Below are 24,843 nucleotides of genomic sequence, written 5' to 3'. Positions count from 1 at the left end.
TGTTAATAAAATGGCGCACATTGTGCGCCATTTTTTTTGCCTGCGTCAAACGGCTACTGCGTCACCTTCTCCCCTTCATCTTCCGCTACCGCAGCGGACACCCGACTGTTCTGCACCGATAACACGCTATTGCTGGCCGACGGGCCGCTCCCTGACGACACGATAACCGGGATCCCGGCGCGGCGTGACAGGGCTTTCTCAATCAGAGCCTTATCGCTTCCAGCCTGAGAAACAAAGGTCGCAAAGTCTGCGGAGTGGGTAATGGGCGAGACCTGCGGGTTTTCTCCCTCAGCCTGCGCCAGCGGGCGATGGACTTCAATATAGCGTTTACCATCCGGCTCCACGGAGAACTTCACGGGTTCATTGATAATCTGTACCCGCGTGCCAACCCGCACCTGTTCGAACAGGGCCTTAATGTCCGGGGCGTTCATCCGCATACAGCCGGAGCTGACGCGCAGGCCAACGCTGTCCGGCGCGCTGGTGCCGTGGATGAGATATTCCCCGTTGCCCACGCCTAAACGCAGTGCGAAGCGTCCCAGCGGGTTATTTGGCCCGGCAGGTACCACCGGAGGTAATTTAATACCCTGCTCCAGAGAGCGGGCTCTGATGCCCGGCGTGGGTGTCCAGGTGGGATTCGGGATTTTCTGGCTTACGCGCGTGGTCGTGACCGGCGTTTCCAGCCCCAGCTGTCCGATGCCGAGCGGGAAGACCTGAACAATGTTTTCTCCCGGCGGGAAGTAGTAGAGCCGTAGCTCAGCGAGGTTCACCACAATCCCCTCGCGCGGCGTGTCCGGCAGCAGCATCTGCGACGGGATGGTAATGACGGTTCCCGGCGCAGGGTTTACCGGCGCAATGGTATTGTTCGTTTCCAGAATCACCTGCGCCGCGGTATTAAACCGGCGGGCGATGGTCTGCAGCTTATTATCCCCTTCCTGTATCGTGTAGGTTTGATTTTGCCCAATCAGGCGACTGCCTGCGGGCGGCAACGGATAGTCCATCGCGCGGGCCGAATTAAGTGCGCCGAGCGAACTGAGGAGTAATAGAGTTATGAGAGACGCGCGCTTCATACTGAGATTCCTTATTCACTGGCAGGACGCCAGAAAGCTGAAAAACCAGCGAGGCGGGAACCACCTCGCGAAACAGAATGAATGCTGTTCTGTAAGTCTAGCTAAGGATTGCAGCTTTGGCGCGGATCGCGCGAATCATCGCTTCCAGTCCCTGGGAACGAGACGGGGTGAGGTGTTGGGTCAGGGCCATTTTTTCAAACCACGGGCGGACATCGAACGCGACAATATCCTGCGCCGACATCCGGTGGTAAAGAATAAAGACGACCGCAATAAGCCCTTTTACAATGGCCGCATCGCTGTCGCCGTGCAGTGCTATCGTGCCGTCGTCAGACTGTTCCATCACAATCCACACCTGGCTCTGACAGCCCTGAATAATATTTTCCGGGTTATGCGCCTCTTCACCGAGCGGCGGCAGACGCTGCCCCAACTCGATGATATAAAGGTACTTCTCTTCCCAGTTTGCGCAACGCCCAAAGTTGCGCAGCAATTTGTCTCTGTCCGGCAGTTCTGCCATCTTTTGCCTCTCCGTTAGCCCAGCAGCTGGTGAATACGCTTAAGCCCCGCCACCAGCCTGTCGACCTCTTCCGTTGTGTTGTACATCACCAGCGACGCGCGGCACATTGCCGGCACCTGGTAAAACGCCATCAGCGGCATGGCGCAGTGGTGCCCGGTACGGACCGCCACGCCGTAGTTATCGAGGAAACTGCCCACATCATAGGCGTGATGTTTCCCGAGATTGAACGCAATCACCCCTTGCCGGTCGGCAGGCCCGTAGAGGGTCAGATCCGGCACGCTGGCAAGCTCGGCAAGCGCATAGTGCATCAGCAGCTGTTCGTACTCCTGAATGCTATCAAGGCCGATTGCGGAGACGTAGGAAACCGCCGCCCCCAGCCCGATAATCCCGCCGGTGTTGGGCGTACCCGCCTCAAAACGCCACGGCGCGCGCGCGTAGGTGGTGCCTTCCGTTAGGCTGACGGTGGCGATCATCGAGCCGCCCCCTTCCCACGGCGGCATCGCCTGCAGGATGTCTTCCTTCACGTAGAGCACGCCGATCCCGGTTGGCCCATAGAGCTTGTGGCCTGAGAAGACGTAGAAATCGCAGTCCAGCGCCTGAACGTCAACCGCGTGGTGCATCACCGCCTGAGCGCCGTCAATCAGCACCTTCGCGCCGGCCTGGTGGGCTTTTTCGACAATCTCTGCCACCGGATTTTCCGTCCCGAGCACGTTAGAGACCTGGGTGACAGCCACCAGCCGCGTGCGGTCATCAAGCAATGCGTCGAGCTGCTCGAGCTGCAGCGTCCCGTCAACGTTGAGCGGAATGACCCGCAATTGCGCGCCAACGCGCTCGCAGAGCATCTGCCACGGCACGATATTGGCGTGGTGCTCCATCTGGGTGATGATAATGTTATCCCCCGCGTGGACCTGCGCGTTGCCCCAGCTGTTAGCGACAAGGTTGATCCCTTCGGTGGTTCCGCGCACGAAGACCAGCTCCTCAGGCGATTTTGCATTGAGGAAGGCGGCAATTTGCGTGCGCACGTTTTCCATACGCTGGGTCGCCTCGGCGCTCAGGGTATGAATACCGCGATGCACGGCGGCGTAGCCGTGGCGATAAAACTCGGCTTCCGCATCCACGACCGGGTTCGGCTTCTGCGCGCTGGCCGCGCTGTCCAGATAAGCCAGAGGAAGACCGTTCACTTCACGGGTCAGAACCGGAAAATCTGCCCGTACTTTCTCGACGGGAAAACTCATGCTTCGCCTCCAGGCAGACGCTGACCGATACGCGCCAGCACCTGCTGTTTCAACTGACCATCATTCAGCGCTTCCGTCAGTTCGGCGGCAAACGCATAGATAATCATTTTCTGCGCTGCCTGCTGGTCGATACCGCGGGAACGCAGGTAGAACATCTGCTCGTCGTCGATGCGCCCGACCGTCGCTCCGTGGCTGCACTTCACGTCGTCGGCGTAGATCTCCAGCTGCGGTTTGGTGTCCACTTCCGCCAGGCGACTTAACAGCAGATTGTTGTTGGTCATCTGTCCGTCGGTTTTAATGGCGTGCTGCGCCACGTTAATCAGTCCGTTAAATACCGCGCGCCCTTTATCACTCACGATAGTTTTATGCAGCTGGCGACTGTTGCAGTAGCCCTTGTTGTGCTCCAGCCAGGTGCGCGTGTCGCACACCTCTGATTTAACCGGCATCGCCAGACTGTTGATGCGCAGCGTGGTGTTTTCACCGTTAAGCTGCGTGCTGGTGTTGTGGCGCAGCACCGACCCGCCGAGCAGGAAGCTATGGCTGTACGCTGCGGCATCCTGACCCAGCACAATATCGTTATGGGCAAAGTGGTGGCTCTGCGCATTTTCAAACGCCAGCTTGACGTGGTGAAGCTGGGCGTTGGCAGCAACGTTCATCGTCAGACGCGATCCGGTAAAGTGGCGCGTCTCGTTGAGGCTGACATAATGTTCAATCACCGTGGCCTCCGCCCCCTCCGCCAGCTCCAGATGGTGACGATAGTGCGCGGTGTTGATTTCGTCGCCGTCCAGCCCCTGGGTGATGTGCATCAGCAGCAGCGGTTTTGCCGGACGCTGGTTACGCTTCACGCGGATGTGCGTTACGCTGCGGGCCAGGCTCTCGGTCAGGTGCAGGAAAACCTCAGGCTGAACAGGGGCGCTGAGGGACTGGCGATCGTCATTTATCACAATCTCAAATCCGCTCCCCTGAAGGGCGTCGCTCAGTTCCGGACGGAACTCACCGTCGACAAACACCAGGCGCACGGCATCCACGTTTACGGCCAGCGCGTCACGCTGCGCCGGAGTGAGATCCGCCAGACGGGTCACGAACTCGGCGTTCAGCAGGCCATCAAGCGGAGTGTATTTCCAGTTCTCATGCTTACGCGTCGGCAGACCGAGACGCAGCATCTGCTGCAGATGATGCTGCGCCTGCTCAGAGCGCGTGCCGCCCTGGGCTTCAAACAGCCTGTGCCACTGCTGGAGCGCATTACTGCTGTTCGGTAAGCCAGCCATAGCCCTGCTCCTCCAGTTGTTTAACCAGCGTGAAATCACCGGATTTCACAATACGCCCCTGATAAAGTACGTGAACGTAATCCGGCTTGATGTAGTCCAGAATGCGCTGGTAGTGGGTGACGATAATGAACGAACGCTTGCCGTCGCGCAGGGAGTTCACCCCGTCAGCGACAATCTTCAGGGCGTCGATATCCAGACCGGAGTCAGTCTCATCCAGAATGCACAGCTCGGGCTCCAGCACCGCCATCTGCAGAATGTCGTTACGTTTTTTCTCGCCGCCGGAAAAGCCAACGTTCACCGAACGGGTCAGCAGATCTTCCGGCATTTTCAGCAGCTTAATTTTCTCTTCCATCAGGTCCTGGAAGTCAAAGCGGTCCAGCGCCTCCAGGCCGCGATACTTGCGCACCGCATTCAGCGCCGTCTGCAGGAAGAACTGGTTGCTGACGCCCGGAATTTCGACCGGGTACTGGAAGGCCATGAAGATGCCCTCTCCCGCGCGGTCTTCCGGCGACATCTCCAGCAGATCTTTGCCGTTAAACTCGACCGAGCCGCGGGTTACCTCATAATCTTCGCGGCCCGCCAGCGTCGCAGAAAGCGTACTTTTCCCGGAACCGTTCGGCCCCATGATGGCGTGAACTTCACCCGGCTTAACGTCAAAATTGAGGCCACGCAGGATGGCTTTGTCTTCTACGCTGACCTGTAAATCTTTAATGCTTAACATGTGCTTTCCTTAACCGACGCTGTGTTCAAGACTAATGGCGAGGAGTTTCTGGGCTTCAACGGCAAATTCCAGCGGCAGTTCAGAGAACACGTCCTTACAGAAGCCGTTAACGATCATCGAGATGGCGTCTTCTTCGCTGATCCCGCGCTGCAGGCAGTAGAAGAGCTGATCTTCCCCAATCCGCGACGTCGTCGCCTCGTGCTCAAGCTGGGCCGTATTATTACGGCACTCAACGTACGGGAAGGTATGCGCCCCGCAGTCTGCGCCAATCAGCATCGAGTCACACTGGGTAAAGTTTCGCGCATTGGTGGCCGTCGGCATGATTTTCACCAGCCCGCGATAGCTGTTCTGGCTATGCCCGGCAGAGATCCCTTTCGAGATGATGGTCGATTTGGTGTTTTTACCAATGTGGATCATCTTGGTGCCGGTATCGGCCTGCTGATGGCCGCTGGTCAGCGCCACCGAGTAAAACTCGCCGATGGAGTTATCCCCGCGCAGAATGCAGCTCGGGTATTTCCAGGTGATGGCGGAGCCGGTTTCTGACTGGGTCCACGACATCTTGCTGTTTTCGCCTTCGCACAGCGCGCGCTTGGTGACAAAGTTCAGGATACCGCCGGTATTGCCGTCGCCCGGGAACCAGTTTTGCACCGTGGAATATTTCACCTCGGCATCTTTGTGGATGATGACCTCCACCACCGCCGCGTGCAGCTGGTAGCTGTCGCGAACCGGGGCGGAGCACCCTTCGATATAGCTGACGTAGCTGCCTTCATCCGCGACCAGAATCGTGCGTTCGAACTGGCCGGTTTTTTCGGCATTGATGCGGAAATAGGTGGAAAGCTCCATCGGACAGCGCACGCCTTTCGGCACGTAGATAAAGGTGCCGTCAGAGGCTACCGCCGCGTTGAGCGCCGCAAAGAAGTTGTCGTTAGAGGGCACCACGGTCCCAATGTATTTTTTCACCAGTTCCTGATGATCGTGAATCGCTTCGCCGAAGGAGCAGAAAATGATCCCCTGCTCTGCAAGCTTCTCACGGTAGGTGGTCGCCACCGAGACGGAGTCGAAAATGGCGTCTACCGCCACCTCTTTCCCTTCGCGAACGGGCACGCCCAGCTGGTTAAAGGCTTCTTCCACCTCTTTGCTGAGGAAGCTGTTCTCGGCACCGGTTTGCTGCACGGCCCCCGGCTGGGAAGCGCAAGTATCGTCACAGCTTCCGCAGGAGGGCGCGGAGTAGTAGCTGTAATCCTGATAGTTCAGCTTGTCGTAATGCGCTTTCAGCCAGTGCGGCTCTTCCATCTCCAGCCAGGCGCGGAAGGCGCTCAGGCGAAACTCCAGCATCCACTCCGGCTCGTTGCGTTTCGCCGAGATCGCCCGCACGACATCTTCGTTAATGCCTTTCGCCAGCTCATCGGTCTGCAGCTGGGTGAAGAACCCCTCTTTATAGTTGAGGTGCCCACCGCTCCAGGTATTTACATCACTCGTTGCTTCAGTATTACGAGACATAGTACCGCCTATACCCCAAAGCTTTCGCCGCAGCCGCATTCGTTCTGGGCTTTCGGGTTATGAAATTTGAATAACTGGTTTAAGCCTTCGCGGACGTAGTCCACTTCGGTACCGTCAATAAACGGCATGGCCTGCAGCGCGACGTACAGTTTCGCGCCGTCAGTCTCGAACACCAGGTCATCTTTCTCGGGTTTGGTGACGGTGTCGAGCACGTAACCGAAGCCCGCGCAGCCGGTCTGTTTGACACCTAAACGTACGCCGAGGATCTCGGGCTTTTTCGCCACCAGTTCGTGTATGTGTGCCGCCGCCGCTGGCGTGAGCGTTAAACCGCGCCAGGCAAAATCGGCAGGATTAAAGGTTTCTGAATGCAGTTCCATAGGTCCACCTCATCTGATAAGCCATCAGGGCATAACACCATGTTAGTGATAACGATTATCACTTCAACCCTCTGTCAGCAGGGGCATTCGGCTAAACCGCCCTTTTTGCCTACTTTTATTAAGCATAGACCCTGTGAGAGGATGCAGTCAGGATGGATGTTTTTGTTCAATGCATTGATTAATAATGCATTTCATCGCGGCATTTATGACAGGGAAGAGAAAAGTAAAATATGCATCGGAAATGCCTATTTTTAAGATAGCTTTTGCTCAGAAAATGACAAAAAAAGGCCCTCTGGGCCTCTGACGATCAGTGATGAAATGATACAGCAAACCCCTGTTCACGCCAGTGGTCGAGCTGTTCCTGCTGGCGAGGCGTTGGGGATTTCCCCGTCCAGACGAAGATTTTTTGCCCAGGGAACAGTTCAGGACGCGGCGAATCAATAGGTTCCGCCAGGACGTCAATGTGCCAGCCCTTCTGCGATAAGCGCGCGGCTTCCAGCCACAGGTGGGTGCGGTCATCGCATTCCCAGCCAATCAGGAGTGCGTCTTTACCGGCTTTTTTGCGGGACTCCGCCAGGCTTGCAATCGCGAATTCGATCAGGACGCCGTCAAACAGGCTCGCCATGTGACGCACGGTGTTTTGATCCTGATTCATGCGCTGACGAACGGGAGAAATAATATTGTCAATCAGCGCATCTATCGCGTGATCGCGGCGGAATTCGCCCATTTTGGCGCGCAGCTTTGCCGGGCTGGCGTAACGCAGAACGGTCATCATCTCTTCCTGGAACGAGACCCAGTTACCCTGAGTCAACACTTCTTTGTTTTCCAGCAAGGCTTTGACTTTTCCGACCGAGACGCCGCTTTTCATCAGGCGCTTGATCTCTTCAATACGCAGGATATCTTCATCGTCAAACTGACGATGACCTCCTTCGCTTCGCTGCGGCTTCAACAATCCATAACGGCGCTGCCAGGCACGCAGCGTAACGGGGTTGATACCGCATCGTTCGGCCACTTCGCCGATACTGTAATAGGCCATTAACTCCCTCACGCTCAGAACTTCCATACCTAACTACACCAACCTTATCAGATTGTACACACCATTTGTATAACTAAGACCGCATTTAGAACGAGTGAACGGGCTTCTTTTCAATCCACCTGTTAATACATTGTTGTATAAAATTATCCGTTCGTACAGTTAAGTCTTCCGGATTGTGTACAGCTTTATCAGAAGTCGAACTTTTTCTCCGGCCACGCAATCGCGGGAATACCGCCGTGTCGCGGGCTGGCAAAAAGATGCCCCTGGAACTGGGAAATCCCCGCGGACTCCAGCCACATCCACTCTTCAGCCTTCTCTACTCCCACCGCGCAGAACTGGATCTCAAGGGAGGAGCAACATTTGATAATCGCCTGAATAATGGCCTGCCGGGGGCCACTTTTATGCACGTCCGCGACCAGATCGCGATTAATCTTAATTCTGTCAGGCTGGAAGCGGGCCAGCAGCTGCAGCCCGGCAAAACCGGCACCGAAATGATCGATCGTCACGCTGAGGCCCGCACTTTTGAGCTGCCTGACCGAATCCGTGAATTCATCAAAACGGGAAATAGCTTCACTCTCGGTGAACTCCACCACGATTTGTTCGGGTACAAAACCGTTTGCTTCAATCGCGGTGAGCAGGAAATCTACGGCGTTGGGAATGTTAACCAGCGTCATGGGCAGCAGGTTAAGGGATAGCGTCTGGTCCTGTAACCCCAGCGCGCTGGCCATGGAAAGCGCCACCTGCTTGCTGTGTAAATCAGAGGCATATACTTCGTCACGCGGGCGGTTAGCGAAATAGACCCCCGGTGGGTCACCGTCAGGGGTGCGAAGAAGCGCCTCCCAGGAGACGACCTGCTGCATAAACGGATCGACTATCGGCTGAAACGCAAAGCTGCAATCTGCCCCCTTCGCGACCACCTCAGGCTGTGCGGACAGGGGCGTTTCTTCGCGAACGAATTCCCAGGAATCCGCAGGCGGCAGTTCAAAATAGTTCGCTTTTTCCGTGGCCTCGACAAAGGTGCGGAAAAACTGCAGCGGGCGGTCGTTATAGGTCAGCTGGTAACGCGTCGTTCCTTTGTTGAGCACCTGCTGCAGCACCTCATCCCTGTCGAACTGGCGTAAATCAAACAGCTCCATGCCTACGTTGCCAAAACGTCGGACAGGCCCGTGGTCGCACATCAGCTCCACCACGTTATGGTGGCGCGGGTCGCTGCAGATCTGCTCATAGATGGCAGAAACGTGTTCCACTGGCCCTTCAAGCAGTTGAAAAAAATGTGTGCCGTTAAACAGCAGGATCCCCGTGACGTTGGATTGCCGGTTTTTACTATTTGCAGCAGCGACCATTGCTTCCAGCGCCTTCACTGGAACGTCTTCGCAGATATGACTGCGGTAAATGATGGTTGTTAGCATGCGATTCCTGGGGTTAGGGTTTTGGCCACAAAAGAGGTGGATAAAGATCTCTTATAGCATATTAATTGCCTGACAAATAATTTACATCTCAACCATTTACGGCATTTAATGACACTTTTTCCTGAGCTGTACAACTTACCAGCGCCAGACCTTTTTGTACAATATATCCTGTAACATTACCGGTTTACGAAAAGATTATAACTAAATGAAAATAAAGCAATTTATAAAATATATCATAAAAATATTAAAAATCTGTACATTTTAAGTGTACAGATTTAGAAATTATGTATACCTTAATTGTAACGTTAGTGATTACAAAATTTTACAGGAGCGAAACATGCAGCAGAAAGGTTACGCCACAGATTCCGCAGCAGCGATCGCACAGTACTTCGAAAAAGCCGCGCTTCCTACCCAGCAGGAGACGCTGGGCCAGGTAGTGGTAGAAATTCTCAGCGACGGGCGGAATCTGAATCGCAAATCGCTCTGTACCAAACTTCTCAGCCGCCTCGAAAAGGCCGAAGGGCCGGAAGAGGAAGAGCATTACCACATGCTGCTTGGTCTGCTCTTCGAACGATAACGTGATGAATAGCAGTGACGCAGATCGACTGATCGACCAGCTTATCGGTGAAGCCGTTCTCTCTCTTCTGAAAGAGCGGGGGCCAGTGACAACCGAAGGATTGCTGCAGCGTCTGCGGGTAATGAAAGAACATGAAAAGGATCCCCGGCGGCGGGAGACACTTGCGGCGGTGATTGCCGAGATCGGCTCAAACAGCATCGCCTTTACACGTCGCAGAACCGCGCAAGGACGAACGAAAAGAGAGGGACCTCTCAACGATAACAGAGACAATGTAGTGCCGTTATTTGGAAGTGGAAAACCGTCCGACCCAAAAAAAATACATTGACTGCAATTTAACAGCTACGGTGAGAACAAATGAGACAAAATATTCAGCTTCAACCCGAATACCACTCTGCTTTTTTAGACAGTGCGCTGTCGGAATATTTCCGTCACGCAGGCGATCGTTTTGCTGAAGAGTCCGCTGTTTTTTCTACTGCAGTACGCTGTGTTCTGGCTTCCGAAGGCCATCTGTCCAACAAAGCGATAATCCTCTGGCTCATTCAGACGCTGGAAGCGACCCACGATGTTGTCCAGGCGGATGTTATTCGTAAGACCCTGGAAATCGTGGTGGGTTATACGATGGACGACCTGTAATTTCACCGCCACTCATCCTGCTTTCGTGTCATCGTCAAAACTGACGAATGTTCTGACGATGACACGCGCTTTCCCCGCTTAACACCCTGTAAAACCAGCAAAGCCAACCTGGCACGGTTCCTGCTAACCTCCGCTTACGGGACTGGGTTTTCCAGTCAACTTTGCTTCATTTCTTAACAGGTCTGTTATTGATGAAAAAGATCGCCAGCGTCTGCCCGTACTGCGGTGCAGGCTGTAAATTAAACCTTGTCGTTGAAAATAACCGTATCATCCGTGCCGAAGCCGCAGAGGGCGTCACAAACCAGGGCACCCTGTGTCTGAAAGGCTTTTACGGCTGGGACTTCCTCAACGATACCCGTCTCCTCACCCCGCGCCTGACCCAGCCGATGATCCGCTACCGCAAAGGCGAGGCATTCACTCCCGTTACCTGGGAAGAGGCTATCCGCTACACCGCCCACAGGCTCAGCAGCATTAAAGCGCAGCACGGGCCGCGGTCGATCATGACCACCGGATCCTCTCGCGGAACCGGCAATGAAACAAACTATGTGATGCAAAAATTTGCCCGCGCGGTGCTGAACACCAACAACGTGGACTGCTGCGCGCGCGTTTGTCACGGCCCTTCCGTGGCCGGTTTACAGGAAACGCTCGGCAACGGCGCGATGAGCAACTCAATCAACGATATTGAAAACTCAAAATGCCTGCTGGTGTTTGGCTATAACTGCGCGGACTCCCACCCTATCGTCGCCCGACGCGTGCTGAAAGCGCGGGAAAACGGCGCAAAAATTATCGTCTGCGATCCGCGGCGCATTGAAACGGCGCGCATCGCCGACCAGCATCTACAGCTGAAAAACGGCAGCAACATGGCGCTGGTAAACGCCTTTGGCTACGTGCTGCTGGAAGAGGAGCTCTACGACAAAAGCTACGTGGCGCGCTTTACCGAGGGGCTTGAGGCCTATCGCCAGACGGTGAAAGACTATGCGCCGGAGAAGGTTGAGCATCTTACCGGCATTCCCGCCCGCGACGTTCGCCAGGCGATGCGCACCTTCGCGGCGGCCCCTTCCGCCACCGTGATGTGGGGGATGGGCGTGACCCAGTTTGGTCAGGCCGTGGATGTGGTCAAAGGGCTTTCCAGCCTGGCGCTGCTGACCGGCAACCTCGGGCGCCCTGCCGTCGGCGTCGGGCCGGTTCGCGGACAAAACAACGTTCAGGGCGCCTGCGATATGGGCGTTCTGCCGAATATGTTCCCGGGCTATCAGGATGTGACCGATCCGGCGGTCAGGCAGAAGTTTGCCGATGCCTGGGGAATTGACGTCAATAATATGGATGCTCGGGTCGGGACGCGCATTACCGAGGTGCCCCATCTGGCGCTGGAAGGCAAGGTCAAGGCCTACTACATCATGGGGGAAGACCCGCTTCAGACCGAAGCCGATCTCGGTCTCGTTCGCAGCGGTTTTGAGGCGCTCGACTTCGTCGTGGTTCAGGACATCTTTATGACCAAAACGGCAGAAGTGGCGGACGTTCTGCTCCCGGCCACCTCCTGGGGTGAACACGGCGGCGTCTTTACCTGTGCCGATCGCGGGTTCCAGCGTTTTGGTAAAGCCATTGATGCCAGCGGCAACGTGAAGCGCGACTGGGAGATCATCAGCCTGCTCGCCACCGAGATGGGCTACCCGATGCATTATGACTCTAACCAGCAGATCTGGGATGAGATGCGCGAGCTGTGCCCGCTCTTCTACGGCGTGACCTATGAAAAAATGGGCGAGATGGGTCACGTACAGTGGCCGTGCCCGACGCTGGATCATCCGGGAACGCCGTACCTGTACAAAGACAATCAGTTCGATACCCCAACCGGTAAGGGGCAGCTCTTTGCCGCGCCGTGGCGCGCGCCGGCGGAAACGCCTGATGACGACTATCCGCTGGTGCTGTGTACGGTACGCGAGGTGGGGCATTACTCCTGTCGCTCCATGACCGGGAACTGCGCCGCGCTGCAAAGCCTGGCCGACGAGCCGGGCCGGGTGCAAATGCACCCTTCCGATGCTGACAGACTGGGCATTACGGACGGACAGCTGGTCTGGGTACGTTCACGCCGCGGCAAAGTGATAACCCGCGCCAGCATTAGCGAGCGTATCAACGCCGGGGCGGTCTATATGACCTATCAGTGGTGGATTGGCGCCTGCAACGAGCTGACCCAGGATAACCTCGATCCCATATCCAAAACTCCGGAAACGAAGTACTGCGCGGTGCAGCTGGAGGCGATTGAGGACCAGCGCTGGGCGGAGGATTTTGCGGCGTCGGCGTATCAGTCCATGAAGTCGCGGCTGATTAACGCGGTGAATGTCTGAGGAAAACATCGGGTGGCGTCACCGCCGCCCGATACTGAATTTCAGGCACAAAAAAGGCCGCACTCGCGGCCCTTTTATTCTCATGTACTCAATGGACGTGAACGCCCAACCGCCAGGCAAAGTAGATCTCTTCTTTCAGCTCGTTTGAAGAGAGCGCCAGCAAATCTGTAAATTCCAGCTCAAGCTGTTTCAGCTTCTTCAGGTATTGCGCCGGAGACAGGTTGCTCTTATCGCGACGTAAATATTCAATTGCCAGCTGTGTTGGGGTTATTTCAGTATCCATGATGTCCTCACTTATGTACAAAACCTGACCAGTATATCACAACGGACTGGCTAGTTTTTGACCAAAGGCAAAACATCTGAAAACTTTACACAACCGCCGTGGTCAGCCGCGACGAGCAGCACAGGCGATCGTGCTCATCGAGAATATCTATCTGCCACACCTGATGGCGGCTTCCGGCGTGCAGCGCGCGGCAAACACCGCGCACGCGCCCGCTGCGCACCGAGCGAATGTGGTTAGCATTCACCTCAAGTCCAACAACCTTCTGCTCCCCTTCGGTACAGAGATAGCCCGCCACCGAGCCCAGCGTTTCGGCCAGCACGACGGAGGCCCCGCCGTGCAATAAACCAAACGGCTGGTGGGTGCGACTATCGACCGGCATGGTGGCCTCAATTTCATCGTCGCCAATGCGGATAAACTGGATATCCAGCAGCCCCACCATATTCCCCTCGCCCATGGCGTTCAGCGCCTGCAGCGTCACGGCACGTTTCCAGATCATCCAATTATCTCCAGTAAAGCCTGCAATGGGTGACGCACACCGTTACCTTCTACCCGTTTTACCTGGCTGCGGCAGGAGTAGCCCGTCGCCAGACAGCGGTTTCGCGGCAAACGCTGCATCGCCTGATGCCAGGACAGCTCATAGATGCCGAGCGAGTTGGCGTGGTTTTTCACTTCGTGTCCGTAGGTTCCGGCCATCCCGCAGCAGCCTACGTTGACGCTCTCAAGCTTCGCACCGAAGCGGGCAAAAACGGACGCCCACTGCGCGGGGGCACCCGGCAGCGCGGTCACTTCCGTGCAGTGGCCGAACAGATACCACGGTTCACCGCTGACATCCTGAACGGCCTTATCTGCCAGCGCCACCGGAAGCCACTCGTGCACCAGCATGACGTTGAAATCACCGCGCTTATCGCCCAGCGTCTGCTTGTATTCATCGCGATAGCAAAGCACCAGCGCCGGATCGACGCCGACCATCGGTATCCCGAGCTGCGCCACGCGGTTTAAGAAGTCAGACGTTTTCTGCGCGGTCTTCGCAAAACGGTTCAGGAAACCTTTAATGTGCTGCGCCTTGCCGTTGGGAGAGAACGGCAGCACAACCGGCTGGTAGCCCACCTTCTCCGCCAGACGGACGAAATCGGCCACGACCTGCGCATCGTAATAGCTGGTGAACGGATCCTGTACCACCAGCACCATATTGCCTTTTTGCTCCGGAGTGAGCGCCTCCAGCTGTTCGAGGGTCATGTTCGCCGAACGGTGACTGACGAGCTGGCGCTGCAGAGACGGGACCGACAGCAGTGGCAGATCGACCATGCCGATGTGTTTTTCGGAGAGCTTGCGCACCAGTGGCTGGTTGATAAAGAAATTGAAGGTCTTTGGCGCACGCGCCATCAGCGGCGCGTAGCTTTCCACCGTCGCCACCAGATGGTCGCGCACCGGGCGGAGGTATCGGGTGTGGTAAAGCTGCAGGAAACGCGAGCGGAATTCCGGCACGTCGATTTTAATCGGGCACTGGGTGGAGCAGGCTTTACAGGCCAGACAGCCGGACATCGCCTCTTTCACCTCATGGGAGAAATCATACTCGCCCTTGTTGGCATGCCAGCTGTTGCGGGTGCGCTCAATCAGCGAGCGCAGGCTGGCCCGTTTTTCCGGCAGCTCCTGCTCCAGCTTGAGCGGATCCACACCGCGGTCGGCCAGCAGACGCAGCCACTCGCGCACCAGCGTCGCCCGCCCTTTTGGCGAGTGGATACGGTTGCTGGTGATTTTCATCGACGGGCACATCGGGCTTTTCACATCAAAGTTAAAGCACAGGCCGTTGCCGTTGCACTCCATCGCGCCGCGCCAGGACGAGCGCACCGCAATCGGGATCTGCCTGTCGTGCGTGCCGCGCTTGACGGCATCCACCTGCAGCATCGGGGCATCAACACCCTCAGGCGGGCAGATTTTACCCGGGTTAAGGCGGTTATGCGGGTCGAACGCCGCTTTCACCTTACGCAACTCCGCGTAAAGCTGTTCGCCGAAGAATGCCGGACTGTACTCCGCGCGGAACCCTTTCCCGTGCTCTCCCCACAGCAAGCCGCCGTATTTGGCGGTTAAGGCCACCACGTCGTCGGAGATCTGCTTCATCAGGATCTCCTGCTGCGGGTCGCACATGTCCAGCGCCGGACGCACGTGGAGTACCCCGGCGTCGACGTGGCCGAACATGCCGTAGCTCAGGCCGTGGCTGTCCAGCAGGGCGCGGAACTCCACGATATAATCCGCCAGATGCTCGGGCGGCACGCAGGTATCTTCGGCAAAGGGAATGGGCTTCGCCGCCCCTTTCGCATTGCCGAGCAGGCCCACGGCTTTTTTACGCATCGCATAGATACGCTCGATGCCGGCCAGATCGTTACAGAGCTGCCAGCCGATCACGCCGCCTTCACCCTGCGCAATCAGCTCGTCCAGCCGCTGGCAGAGCGTGGTGACCTGACGCTCAATCAGCTCCGCATCATCGCCGGCAAATTCCACAATATTGAGACCGAGCATCTCTTTGTCCGGCACGTCGGTAATGAGGTCACTCACGGAGTGCCAGACAATATCTTCCCGGGCAAGATTGAGCACTTTTGAGTCGACGGTTTCCACCGACAGCGCCTGCGCTTGCACCATAAACGGCGCATTGCGCAGCGCGGAGTCGAAGGAGTCATATTTGACGTTCACCAGACGGCGCACTTTCGGCAACCGGGTGATATCCAGCCGCGCTTCGGTAATAAACGCCAGCGTTCCTTCGGAGCCGGTCAGCACGCGGGTTAAATCAAACTGGGTCAGGTCATCGTTGAAGACGTGACGCAGATCGTACCCGGTGAGGAAGCGGTTCAGTTTGGGGAATTTATCGAGAATAAGCTGGCGGTTGTCGCGACAGCGTTCCAGCACGGTGCGATAGATACGACCGCTGGCGGTGTTGTCTTTGCCCAGCGTTTCCGCCAGTTCAACCGGCATCGGCTGGGTATCGAGAATATCGCCGCCCAGCAGCACCGCACGCACGCCCAGCACGTGATCGGAGGTTTTACCGTAGACCAGCGAGCCCTGCCCGGAGGCATCCGTGTTAATCATCCCACCAAGGGTCGCGCGGTTGCTGGTGGAAAGCTCAGGGGCAAAAAAGTAGCCGTACGGCTTGAGATACTGATTAAGCTGATCTTTGATGACGCCCGCTTCGACCCGCACCCACCCCTCTTCCGGGTTGATCTCAATGATGCGATTCATATAGCGCGACATATCAACGATGATGCCCTGGTTCAGCGCCTGACCGTTGGTTCCGGTGCCGCCACCGCGCGGCGTAAAGACCAGCGAGGCAAACCGCTCCTGCATGGCCAGCCGGGCAATCAGCGCCACGTCGGCCGTTGAACGAGGGAAAACCACGGCATCGGGAAGAAGCTGGTAGATACTGTTATCGGTCGCCATCGTCAGCCTGTCGGCATAGTTCGTGGCGGTATCACCTGTAAAACCCTGTTGCTCCAGTGCCTGCAAAAAATTAAGCACCAGCTGAACGACGCCAGGTGCCTGAGAAATCTGTGGGATCATGACTGTCGACCCTAATTAGAGTTGTATGAAATCGTTTGCGTGTATCTTAAAAGTTTTATCACATTTTTTTCTTATAATCTCTGCTGAATTACAGGCAGAATTCGCCTGTTAAAAACCGCTGAGATCATTAATGATTAAAGAGACGCGGTTTTCCGTTCCCGCCAGTCGTACTGGCGTTCTTTTAAGGAAAGTTTCATTTATGGTCAATCTTCGCCAGCCCAGGGATGTTGCGCAAATTTTGCTGTCGGTGCTGTTTCTGGCCCTCATGATTATTGCGTGTCTGTGGATTGTTCAACCCTTTATTCTCGGCTTTGCGTGGGCTGCGACAGTTGTCGTTGCCACGTGGCCTTTGCTGCTGCGCTTGCAGAAGCTGCTGTTTGGCCGCCGCGGGCTCGCCGTGCTGGTCATGACGCTCCTGCTGTTCCTGCTGTTTATTATTCCGATTGCCCTGCTGGTGAATAGCCTGGTGGATTCCAGTGGCCCGGTTATTCGAGCCATTAGCAGCGGTGACCTGACGCTGCCGGATCTCGCCTGGCTGAACAGCATTCCGGTGGTGGGCGCCAAACTCTACAGCGGCTGGCATAGCCTGCTGGAGATGGGCGGCAGCTCGCTGATGGCAAAAGTCCGCCCGTATATTGGCACCACCACCACCTGGTTTGTCGGTCAGGCGGCGCATATCGGTCGCTTTATGATGCACTGTACCCTGATGCTGCTCTTCAGCGCCCTGCTCTACTGGCGCGGTGAGCAGGTGGCTTTAGGCGTTCGTCACTTTGCCACCCGCCTGGCGGGCAAACGCGGTGACGCAGCGGTGCTGTTGGCCGCGCAGGCCGTGCGCGCGGTTGCGCTGGGCGTGGTGGTCACCGCGCTGGTGCAGGCGGTGCTGGGCGGTATCGGTCTGGCGATTTCCGGCGTACCGTACGCTACGGTGTTCACCGTTGTCATGCTGATGACCTGTCTTGCACAGCTGGGACCGCTGCTGGTGCTGGTACCCAGCATTATCTGGCTCTACTGGACGGGCGATACCACGTGGGGAACGGTGCTGCTGGTCTGGAGCTGCGTGGTCGGCACCATGGATAACGTGATTCGTCCGATCCTCATCCGCATGGGCGCAGACCTGCCGCTGATCCTGATCCTCTCCGGGGTCATTGGCGGATTGATTGCCTTTGGCATGATTGGCCTGTTTATTGGCCCAGTGCTGCTCGCCGTCACCTGGCGTCTGTTCTCTGCCTGGGTGCATGAAATTCCGCCGCCGGGAACTGACCCGGACGTGATTTTGAGCGAACTGGAAGAGCTGGAAGAGAAGAACACGCATTAAGGTATGCTGCCGGGTGGCGTTAATGCTCACCCGGCCTACACTCTCCCGCATGATACTTAAACACCGCTAAAGTATTTATTCATTACCCACTGGTCAGACCCGCCTTTTCAGCAGTATGTCTTCAAATAACCTCAAGAAATCTTTACGTCTCTTAAACTATTGAGACGAATCCGATCGACGCTAAATAACACAATGCCTACTATTAGCACACGGTTATAAATCAACACCTTGATTTATAAGCATGGAAATCCCCTGAGTGAAACAACGAATTGCTGTGTGTAGTCTTTGCCCATCTCCCACGATGGGCTTTTTTTTATCCTGACTAGGCGCGTTGAACCTCACAGGCACTGAGCATCCGCCATTCAGCCGGCAGCACCCGCGTTTCCCCTGTCGCATTGACCGTTACCGTCTCGCGGATATCCGCCGACGATGCGCCAACCTGCAGCTCAAACTCGCCCGGCTCAACGATGCGTTTTCCGTCGCGACGGGTGAAGTTGAACATCTCAACCGGCAGCGTAAAGGTGAGCGTGGCGGTTTCTCCCGGCGAGAGCGTGACGCGCTGGAAGGCCTTCAGCTCCTGAAGCGGCCGCACCTGCGTGGCGACCTTATCCCTGACGTAAACCTGCACCACCTCGCTGCCGCTGCGCTCTCCGGTATTGGTGATATCCACGCTCAGCCTCACCTCACCGTCGACCGGCACGCTGCTTTCGGCGACGCGGACAGCGCCCCAGCTAAACGTCGTCCAGCCGAGGCCGAAGCCAAACGGATACCGTGAGCCGAAATGGAACGCAAACGGCGTACCGCCGCTTTTGAGCTTGTGATTGTAGTAATACGGCATCGCCCCGGCGCTTTTCGGCACGCTCACCACCAGACGACCCTGCGGCTCCGCACGCCCGGTTAACACGTCCGCAATCGCCCAGCCCCCTTCCTGCCCTGGCGCCCAGGCCATCATCAGCGCCGCGACCTTATCTTCCAGACCCTGCAGGTTGTATGGACGCCCCCCGGTCATCACGACAATCACCGGTTTACCGGTGGCGACCAGCTCTTCCAGCAGCTGTTGCTGCACGCCCGGCAGGTTCAGGGAATCGGTATCGGAACCTTCCCCCACGGTACCGCTCTGGAACAGCCCGGCGAGATCGCCCACGCAGGCCACCACCACGTCACTCTCCTGCGCGGCGTTCACGGCCTCGGGGATCGTGGCGGTACTTTGCGATACGGGCGACTGCTGCATCGGTTTGCCGCCGCTGTCGCCCGGGAAGACCGGCGCGCCCGCCATCCGTTTTTCGATGATGTAGCACCCTTTGGCATAGCGGACGTTCGATGCACCGAGATACTGCTCCAGCGCCGCGCGCGGGGTCGTGACCTGCGAGGTCTCTTCCACCATATCGCTGATGATCAAATGCACCGGGAAGCTGTAGCCGCTGAGTAACGCCAGCGGATCGTCTGCCGTCGGCCCCACTACCGCCACGCGGGGTTTGCCACCGAGCGGTAAAATGCCGTTGTTTTCCAGCAGCGTGATCGATTTCGTCGCCACCTCCCGCGCGGCCTGGCGGGTCATATCGTTTTGCAGATTGATACCGTTTTCATCCGCGTACGGCTTTTCAAACAGGCCAAGGCGGAATTTTTCCGTCAGCGTACGCGCCACGATCTCATCGACCTTCGCCATAGAGATCAGCCCGCGCTCTACCGCTTCCGCCAGATGCCGCGCGCAGTCATCTTTCGGCAGCTCAACGTCCAGCCCGGCGTTGAACGCCAGCGCGGCAGATTCGGCCGCGTCGTGGGAAATCCCGTGGTGCTGGTGCAGCAGGCTGACGCCGCCGTAGTCCGCCACAATAATCCCGTCGAACCCCCACTGCTCGCGCAGGACGGTGGTCAGCAGGAAGCTGTCGCTGTGCCCCGGCTGGTTATCAATATCGTGGTACGCGGGCATAACCGAACCGGCGTTTGCCAGCTTGACCGCCATTTCAAACGGCAGCAGCAAGGTGTCGTTCAGCTCGCTGAACCCCAGGTGGACCGGCGCATGGTTGCGCGCCCCCTCGCTGAACGAGTGCCCCACGTAATGTTTCAGGGTTGCCAGCAGGTCGCGCTTATCGCCCTGTAAACCCTTCACGTAGGCGGTCGCCATCACGCCCACCAGCCAGGGATCTTCCCCGAAGGTCTCTTCGGTTCGCCCCCAGCGCACGTCGCGGGACACGTCCAGCACCGGCGCAAGCCCCTGCTGGCAGCCGACGGAGCGTGCCTCTTTGCCGATCTGCTCTGCCGCCCGCTGCACCAGCTCCGGATCCCAGGTCGAACCGTAGTTCAATGACGACGGGAACAGGGTGGCGTCTTTGCACAGCAGCCCCACCAGACACTCTTCATGAAACAGCGCCGGAATGCCGAGCCGCGTCTCTTCCATCATCATGCGCTGCAGGCGATTCGCGGCGCGCACGCCGGTTTTCGCGTCAACGATGTGGGTGCCCAGCGGCCGCGTGATCTGCCCGACGCCCAGCTTAAGCCGTTCGCTAAGCGCAGCCTGCTCGCTCACGCCGGCGAATTCGTCACTCAGATCGCTGCGCTCGCGGTGGTTACCGTTTTCATCGAGGATCAGCCAGTACGCGTGCATCTGGGCGAACTTCTCTTCCGGGGTCATGCGCGCCAGTAAATCGGCGACGCGCTCGTGTACGGGACGTCCCGCGTCCTTATAGATAGTCGTCATGTTTTACTCCTGTAGTGCGGAAGGGGTTGCCGGGCTGAGCTGCCCCGCTTCGGGTCTGACTTCACGCTTGCTGGCCAGCTCCCGGGCGATGGAATCCACCAGCCGGCTGTTGAGCTTGTAGATGGCAAGCAGCGCGACCATGCAGAGGAACAGCGCGCACGGGATAAGGGTGAAAAGCGCGTTGATGGTCGAGAGAACGCCTGGCGCCTGGGTTGCCTGGCCCGGGGCGTAATCCACCATGCCAAGCACCCAGCCGACGACCGCCCCGCCCAGCGCCAGGCCAAACTTGATGGCAAACAGCGCGGTGGAGAAAACCAGCCCGTCCAGACGACGGCCGCTGCGGTGCTCTTCGTAGTCGACCACATCGGAGAACATGGTCCACTGCAGCGGCGTGGTAAGGTTTTGAATAAAGCTAAAGACGATGTTAAGGCCAAAGATTAGCCACATCTGTGAAGGAGGCAGGAAGAAAATCAGCGCGCCGAAGATAACGAAGGAGATAATCGTCCACTGGTAGGCGCGTACGCGGTCAAATTTCCCCAGCAGTCGTTCAGATAATAATGCGCCGCTTAAGGAGGCCACCATGCCGGAAACAATAAAGGCAAAAACCAGATCCGGACGCAGCAGCACATAGTTCACGTAATACATGGTGGCGGAACCGCGCGTCACCACCGCCGTTAACAGCAAAATATTAAACAGGAACACAATACGCCACTGGCTGTTCCCGGCCAGCAGTTTTAAATCGGTGAGCATGGAGCCGGAGGTATCATTGCGCGGAGAATAACGCTCGCGGGTCATCAGGAAACAGCAGAAGAACAGCACAATGCCCAGCAGCCCCATCAGGCTCATGGCATAGAAATAGCCTTTCTGCACGTTGCCCTGGCCTAACAGTGAGACCAGCGGCAGGGCAATAACCGTCACGATCAGCCCGCCGATAAACGACAGGCCAAAGCGCCACGACTGCAGAGAGTGGCGCTCGCGCGGATCCAGCGTCAGCGCACCGGGCATGGCGCAGTAAGGCACGTTAATCGCGGAGTAAATCAGGCTTAAGATGGCGTAGGTTATGCAGGCGTAAATGATTTTTGCCGTCGGCCCAACGTCCGGCACATAGAAGGTAATGAGGCAGCTCACGCCAAACGGGATAGCAAACCACAGCAGCCAGGGACGAAAACGTCCGTGACGCGTCCGGGTGCGGTCAACCAGGGCGCCAATGCACGGATCGACAAACGCATCGACCACGCGCACCACTAAAAACATGGTGCCCATAATCGCGGCGGGTAGCCCAAAAACATCTGTATAAAAATAAGCGAGAAATAACGTTGCCGTTTGCCAGACCAGCGCGCTGGCCATATCACCTAAGCCATAACCTATTTTATCTTTGGTACGCAATACAGAGGAGAGTGTCATTGTTATTTGCCTTTTTATCAGGTTAAAACGTATTTCAACCAGTTGCGCATCTTCTTAAGGGAAATGCGCAGTAAGGCTCAAGTATTAGCAACGGTTTGCGCGCTAACAATTGTCTAAATTGACAGACAAATTATGATATTTGGTTTTTTACTTTATTTGTGATGGGGAGCAAATAAGAAATGAAATAAAAAAGGCGAGGAATAATATCCTCGCCTTTTCGGGTCAGCGTGACGTTACTTGTTCAGTTCCGCCAGGCTCAGCCAGGTTTGCACCACGGTGTCCGGGTTCAGGGACAGGCTATCGATCCCCTCTTCCATCAGCCATGCGGCAAAGTCTTCATGGTCGGATGGACCCTGACCGCAGATCCCGACGTATTTACCCTGCTTCTTCGCCGCGCGGATGGACATGGAGAGCAGCGCTTTTACCGCCTCGTTGCGCTCGTCGAACAGCTCGGAGACCACGCCGGAGTCGCGGTCCAGACCCAGCGTCAGCTGCGTCATGTCGTTCGAGCCGATAGAAAAGCCGTCGAAGTGCTCGAGGAATTGCTCCGCCAGCAGGGCGTTGGACGGGATTTCGCACATCATGATGATCTTCAGCCCGTTCTCGCCGCGCTTCAGACCCTGACGCGCCAGCTCGTCCACAACGGCTTTCGCCTGATCCACGGTACGCACGAACGGGATCATGATTTCGACGTTGGTCAGCCCCATGTCGTTGCGCACGCGTTTCACCGCTTCACACTCCAGCGCGAAGCAGTCGCGGAAGCTGTCGGACACGTAGCGTCCGGCCCCGCGGAAGCCCAGCATCGGGTTCTCTTCTTCCGGCTCGTAGCGCTCGCCGCCGACCAGGTTGGCGTATTCGTTAGACTTAAAGTCTGACAGACGCACGATCACGCGTTTTGGATAGAAGGCAGCGCCCAGCGTCGCGATCCCTTCGGTCAGACGACCGACGTAGAACTCTTTCGGCGAGTCGTAGCCTTTCATCATCTCGCGGATTTCGTTCTGCAGCTTCGGATCCTGGTCTTCAAACTCCAGCAGCGCGCGCGGGTGAACGCCGATCATACGGTTGATGATAAATTCCAGACGCGCCAGGCCAACGCCTTCGTTAGGCAGGCAGGCGAAGTCAAACGCGCGGTCCGGGTTGCCGACGTTCATCATGATCTTCAGCGGCAGGTCCGGCATGGTATCCACGCTTGAGCTCTTCACGCTGAAGTCGAGGATATCGGCGTAGACGTAGCCGGTATCGCCTTCGGCACAGGAGACGGTCACGTTCTGCCCGTCCTTCATGCGCTCGGTGGCGTCACCGCAGCCGACAACCGCAGGAATACCCAGCTCGCGGGCAATGATCGCCGCGTGGCAGGTACGACCGCCGCGGTTGGTGACGATAGCCGCCGCTTTCTTCATGATCGGTTCCCAGTCCGGGTCGGTCATGTCGGTCACCAGCACGTCGCCTGGCTCAATACGGTTCATCTCGCTGATGTCGTGGATCACTTTGACCGGACCGGCACCGATGCGGTGACCGATGGCGCGGCCTTCCGCCACGATTTTACCCTGCGCGTGCAGCGTATAACGCTCCATCACCTGACCGCGCGAGCGGACGGTTTCCGGACGCGCCTGGACGATAAACAGCTTGCCGGTGTTACCGTCTTTCGCCCATTCGATGTCCATCGGACGGCCGTAGTGTTTTTCGATCTGCACCGCCTGCTTCGCCAGTTCCTGCACTTCGGCGTCGGTCAGGGAGAAGCGGTCGCGCTGCTCCTGCGGTACATCTTCAATTTTAACCTGCTTGCCATGCTCCTGGGTCGGGGCATAGATCATGCGGATTTTTTTCGAGCCCATGGTGCGGCGCACCACCGCCGGACGGCCAGCGGCCAGCGTAGGCTTGTGGACGTAGAATTCGTCAGGGTTTACCGCGCCCTGCACAACCATCTCACCCAGACCCCACGCGGAGGTGATAAACACCACCTGGTCGAAGCCGGATTCGGTATCAATGGAGAACATCACGCCGGATGAGCCCACGTCCGAGCGCACCATGCGCTGCACGCCAGCGGAGAGCGCCACGCCGCGATGGTCGTATCCCTGGTGCACACGATAGGAGATGGCGCGGTCGTTGAACAGGGAAGCAAACACGTGCTTCACCGCCACCAGCACCGCATCGTAACCCTGGACGTTCAGGAAGGTTTCCTGCTGTCCGGCAAACGAGGCGTCCGGCATATCTTCTGCGGTCGCAGAGGAACGTACGGCAAAGGAGGCCTGCGCATCGTCAGCAGAGAGCTGGTTGTACGCGTCGTGAATGGCTTTTTCCAGTTCCGGCTGGAAAGGTGTATCGATGATCCACTGGCGGATCTGCGCCCCGGCTTTGGCAAGCTCGGTAACGTCATCAATATCCGTTTTATCCAGCAGGTCGTAAATGCGCTGGTTAACACCGCTCTGGTCTAAAAACAGGTTAAAGGCATCGGCGGTGGTGGCAAACCCGTTCGGTACGGAGACACCCATACCTGACAGATTTGTAATCATTTCACCCAGGGAGGCATTTTTGCCCCCAACTCTGTCTACATCATTCATGCCGAGTTGGTTATACCAAAGCACCAGCGGTGACGAGCCATTGTTGGACATCGAAACAATCCTTTTGTGATATTTGATCGGAGTAAGTAACACCTGACTACGTATTTATACTGGCATATTTATTTCCGCTAAAAAAACGGTGAATCGTGTAAGCAATTTAAAATTTCAACTTTTCGGATACTTTCCCATCAACGATTAACCCGATGATTCCTCTATATTCAGCCAGAAACCCCAAAAATAAAGTCGCTATTTGAAAAATGAAATCCACTTTTCAAGAAAATCAAAAACGTCGTTTCATTTATAATTAGGATAAGTTCTTTGCTGTGTAATTTACTTTTTTAATTTATGCTTTCA

At 56.8% G+C, this 24,843-nt stretch carries 20 protein-coding genes and 1 other RNA gene; 6 read left to right on the top strand and 15 right to left on the bottom strand.

From position 1 onward, the window contains the following. Positions 1–53: 53 nt before the first annotated feature. From ldtE to UTM25_RS10830, 9 genes are all read right to left on the bottom strand, one after another. Entirely contained in the window at positions 54–1,067 is a 1,014-nt protein-coding gene (gene ldtE / locus UTM25_RS10870) for a L,D-transpeptidase LdtE (RefSeq protein WP_033145307.1), read from the bottom strand. A 97-nt stretch (positions 1,068–1,164) separates the two neighbouring features. Continuing rightward, positions 1,165–1,581 carry a cysteine desulfuration protein SufE gene (gene sufE / locus UTM25_RS10865; protein WP_028012869.1) on the bottom strand — a complete coding sequence of 139 codons (417 nt, stop codon included), beginning with the start codon at positions 1,579–1,581 and terminating at the stop codon, positions 1,165–1,167. Between the two features lie 14 nt (positions 1,582–1,595). Next, positions 1,596–2,816 (bottom strand): cysteine desulfurase SufS, encoded by a 1,221-nt coding sequence (gene sufS / locus UTM25_RS10860; RefSeq protein ID WP_023311330.1) that lies wholly within the window; start codon positions 2,814–2,816, stop codon positions 1,596–1,598. Next, complete coding sequence (gene sufD / locus UTM25_RS10855; RefSeq protein ID WP_194401007.1) at positions 2,813–4,084, bottom strand: Fe-S cluster assembly protein SufD; 1,272 nt, start codon at positions 4,082–4,084, stop codon at positions 2,813–2,815. The genes sufS and sufD overlap by 4 nt, the downstream gene beginning before the upstream one ends. Next, positions 4,059–4,805 carry a Fe-S cluster assembly ATPase SufC gene (gene sufC / locus UTM25_RS10850; protein ID WP_194401009.1) on the bottom strand — a complete coding sequence of 249 codons (747 nt, stop codon included), beginning with the start codon at positions 4,803–4,805 and terminating at the stop codon, positions 4,059–4,061. Before sufC ends, sufD begins: the two co-directional genes overlap by 26 nt. Before the next feature lie 9 nt (positions 4,806–4,814). Beyond that, the gene (sufB, locus tag UTM25_RS10845) at positions 4,815–6,305 is read right to left on the bottom strand and encodes a Fe-S cluster assembly protein SufB (protein ID WP_194401011.1); all 1,491 of its coding nucleotides are present in this window, start codon (positions 6,303–6,305) and stop codon (positions 4,815–4,817) included. A gap of 8 nt (positions 6,306–6,313) precedes the next feature. Further along, positions 6,314–6,682 (bottom strand): Fe-S cluster assembly scaffold SufA, encoded by a 369-nt coding sequence (gene sufA, locus UTM25_RS10840; RefSeq protein WP_095907726.1) that lies wholly within the window; start codon positions 6,680–6,682, stop codon positions 6,314–6,316. Positions 6,683–6,989: 307 nt separating this feature from the next. Further along, positions 6,990–7,718: a MerR family transcriptional regulator gene (locus UTM25_RS10835; RefSeq protein WP_033145300.1), complete on the bottom strand. Its 729-nt coding sequence runs from the start codon at positions 7,716–7,718 to the stop codon at positions 6,990–6,992. A gap of 188 nt (positions 7,719–7,906) precedes the next feature. Then, positions 7,907–9,127, bottom strand: coding sequence for a diguanylate phosphodiesterase (locus tag UTM25_RS10830; RefSeq protein WP_194401012.1), 1,221 nt, complete (start codon positions 9,125–9,127; stop codon positions 7,907–7,909). Positions 9,128–9,464: 337 nt separating this feature from the next. Between UTM25_RS10830 and ycgZ the strand changes: the two genes are divergently transcribed. The 4 genes from ycgZ to fdhF all read left to right on the top strand — a co-directional run bounded on the left by ycgZ (position 9,465) and on the right by fdhF (position 12,679). Beyond that, the gene (gene ycgZ / locus UTM25_RS10825) at positions 9,465–9,704 is read left to right on the top strand and encodes a regulatory protein YcgZ (RefSeq protein ID WP_023335405.1); all 240 of its coding nucleotides are present in this window, start codon (positions 9,465–9,467) and stop codon (positions 9,702–9,704) included. A 4-nt stretch (positions 9,705–9,708) separates the two neighbouring features. Further along, a complete protein-coding gene (locus UTM25_RS10820) occupies positions 9,709–10,029 on the top strand; it encodes a hypothetical protein (protein ID WP_194401014.1) in 321 nt (106 codons plus the stop codon). Positions 10,030–10,058: 29 nt separating this feature from the next. Then, positions 10,059–10,337 carry a biofilm/acid-resistance regulator YmgB/AriR gene (locus UTM25_RS10815; protein ID WP_023311323.1) on the top strand — a complete coding sequence of 93 codons (279 nt, stop codon included), beginning with the start codon at positions 10,059–10,061 and terminating at the stop codon, positions 10,335–10,337. Positions 10,338–10,528: 191 nt separating this feature from the next. Further along, positions 10,529–12,679, top strand: coding sequence for a formate dehydrogenase subunit alpha (fdhF, locus tag UTM25_RS10810; protein WP_320714746.1), 2,151 nt, complete (start codon positions 10,529–10,531; stop codon positions 12,677–12,679). Between the two features lie 88 nt (positions 12,680–12,767). Here the strand turns inward: fdhF and UTM25_RS10805 are convergent, their stop codons facing one another. The 3 genes from UTM25_RS10805 to UTM25_RS10795 all read right to left on the bottom strand — a co-directional run bounded on the left by UTM25_RS10805 (position 12,768) and on the right by UTM25_RS10795 (position 16,511). Then, positions 12,768–12,962 (bottom strand): YdiH family protein, encoded by a 195-nt coding sequence (locus UTM25_RS10805; RefSeq protein WP_003857766.1) that lies wholly within the window; start codon positions 12,960–12,962, stop codon positions 12,768–12,770. A gap of 85 nt (positions 12,963–13,047) precedes the next feature. Beyond that, positions 13,048–13,458 carry a 1,4-dihydroxy-2-naphthoyl-CoA hydrolase gene (gene menI, locus UTM25_RS10800; protein WP_194401016.1) on the bottom strand — a complete coding sequence of 137 codons (411 nt, stop codon included), beginning with the start codon at positions 13,456–13,458 and terminating at the stop codon, positions 13,048–13,050. Further along, the gene (locus UTM25_RS10795) at positions 13,455–16,511 is read right to left on the bottom strand and encodes an FAD-binding and (Fe-S)-binding domain-containing protein (protein WP_194401017.1); all 3,057 of its coding nucleotides are present in this window, start codon (positions 16,509–16,511) and stop codon (positions 13,455–13,457) included. Before UTM25_RS10795 ends, menI begins: the two co-directional genes overlap by 4 nt. Before the next feature lie 199 nt (positions 16,512–16,710). Between UTM25_RS10795 and ydiK the strand changes: the two genes are divergently transcribed. Together ydiK and rprA are read left to right on the top strand one after the other, a co-directional pair. Next, positions 16,711–17,826, top strand: coding sequence for an AI-2E family transporter YdiK (ydiK, locus tag UTM25_RS10790; RefSeq protein ID WP_320714744.1), 1,116 nt, complete (start codon positions 16,711–16,713; stop codon positions 17,824–17,826). A 209-nt stretch (positions 17,827–18,035) separates the two neighbouring features. Further along, positions 18,036–18,143: antisense sRNA RprA (rprA, locus tag UTM25_RS10785), an RNA gene on the top strand. A gap of 5 nt (positions 18,144–18,148) precedes the next feature. Here the strand turns inward: rprA and UTM25_RS10780 are convergent. The 3 genes from UTM25_RS10780 to ppsA form a co-directional block, all read right to left on the bottom strand. Then, positions 18,149–20,524 (bottom strand): glycoside hydrolase family 3 N-terminal domain-containing protein, encoded by a 2,376-nt coding sequence (locus UTM25_RS10780; protein ID WP_320714742.1) that lies wholly within the window; start codon positions 20,522–20,524, stop codon positions 18,149–18,151. A gap of 3 nt (positions 20,525–20,527) precedes the next feature. After that, positions 20,528–21,928 carry an MFS transporter gene (locus UTM25_RS10775; RefSeq protein WP_194401021.1) on the bottom strand — a complete coding sequence of 467 codons (1,401 nt, stop codon included), beginning with the start codon at positions 21,926–21,928 and terminating at the stop codon, positions 20,528–20,530. Positions 21,929–22,161: 233 nt separating this feature from the next. Then, complete coding sequence (gene ppsA, locus UTM25_RS10770; RefSeq protein WP_194401023.1) at positions 22,162–24,540, bottom strand: phosphoenolpyruvate synthase; 2,379 nt, start codon at positions 24,538–24,540, stop codon at positions 22,162–22,164. Positions 24,541–24,843 lie beyond the last annotated feature (303 nt).

It is taken from the genome of Enterobacter sp. 61D5 (assembly GCF_034107965.1).
GTDB classification, from domain to species: domain Bacteria; phylum Pseudomonadota; class Gammaproteobacteria; order Enterobacterales; family Enterobacteriaceae; genus Enterobacter; species Enterobacter cloacae_M.
The sequence above is the reverse complement of the archived record's forward strand: the minus strand, read 5'-3'. Positions and strand labels throughout refer to the sequence as shown.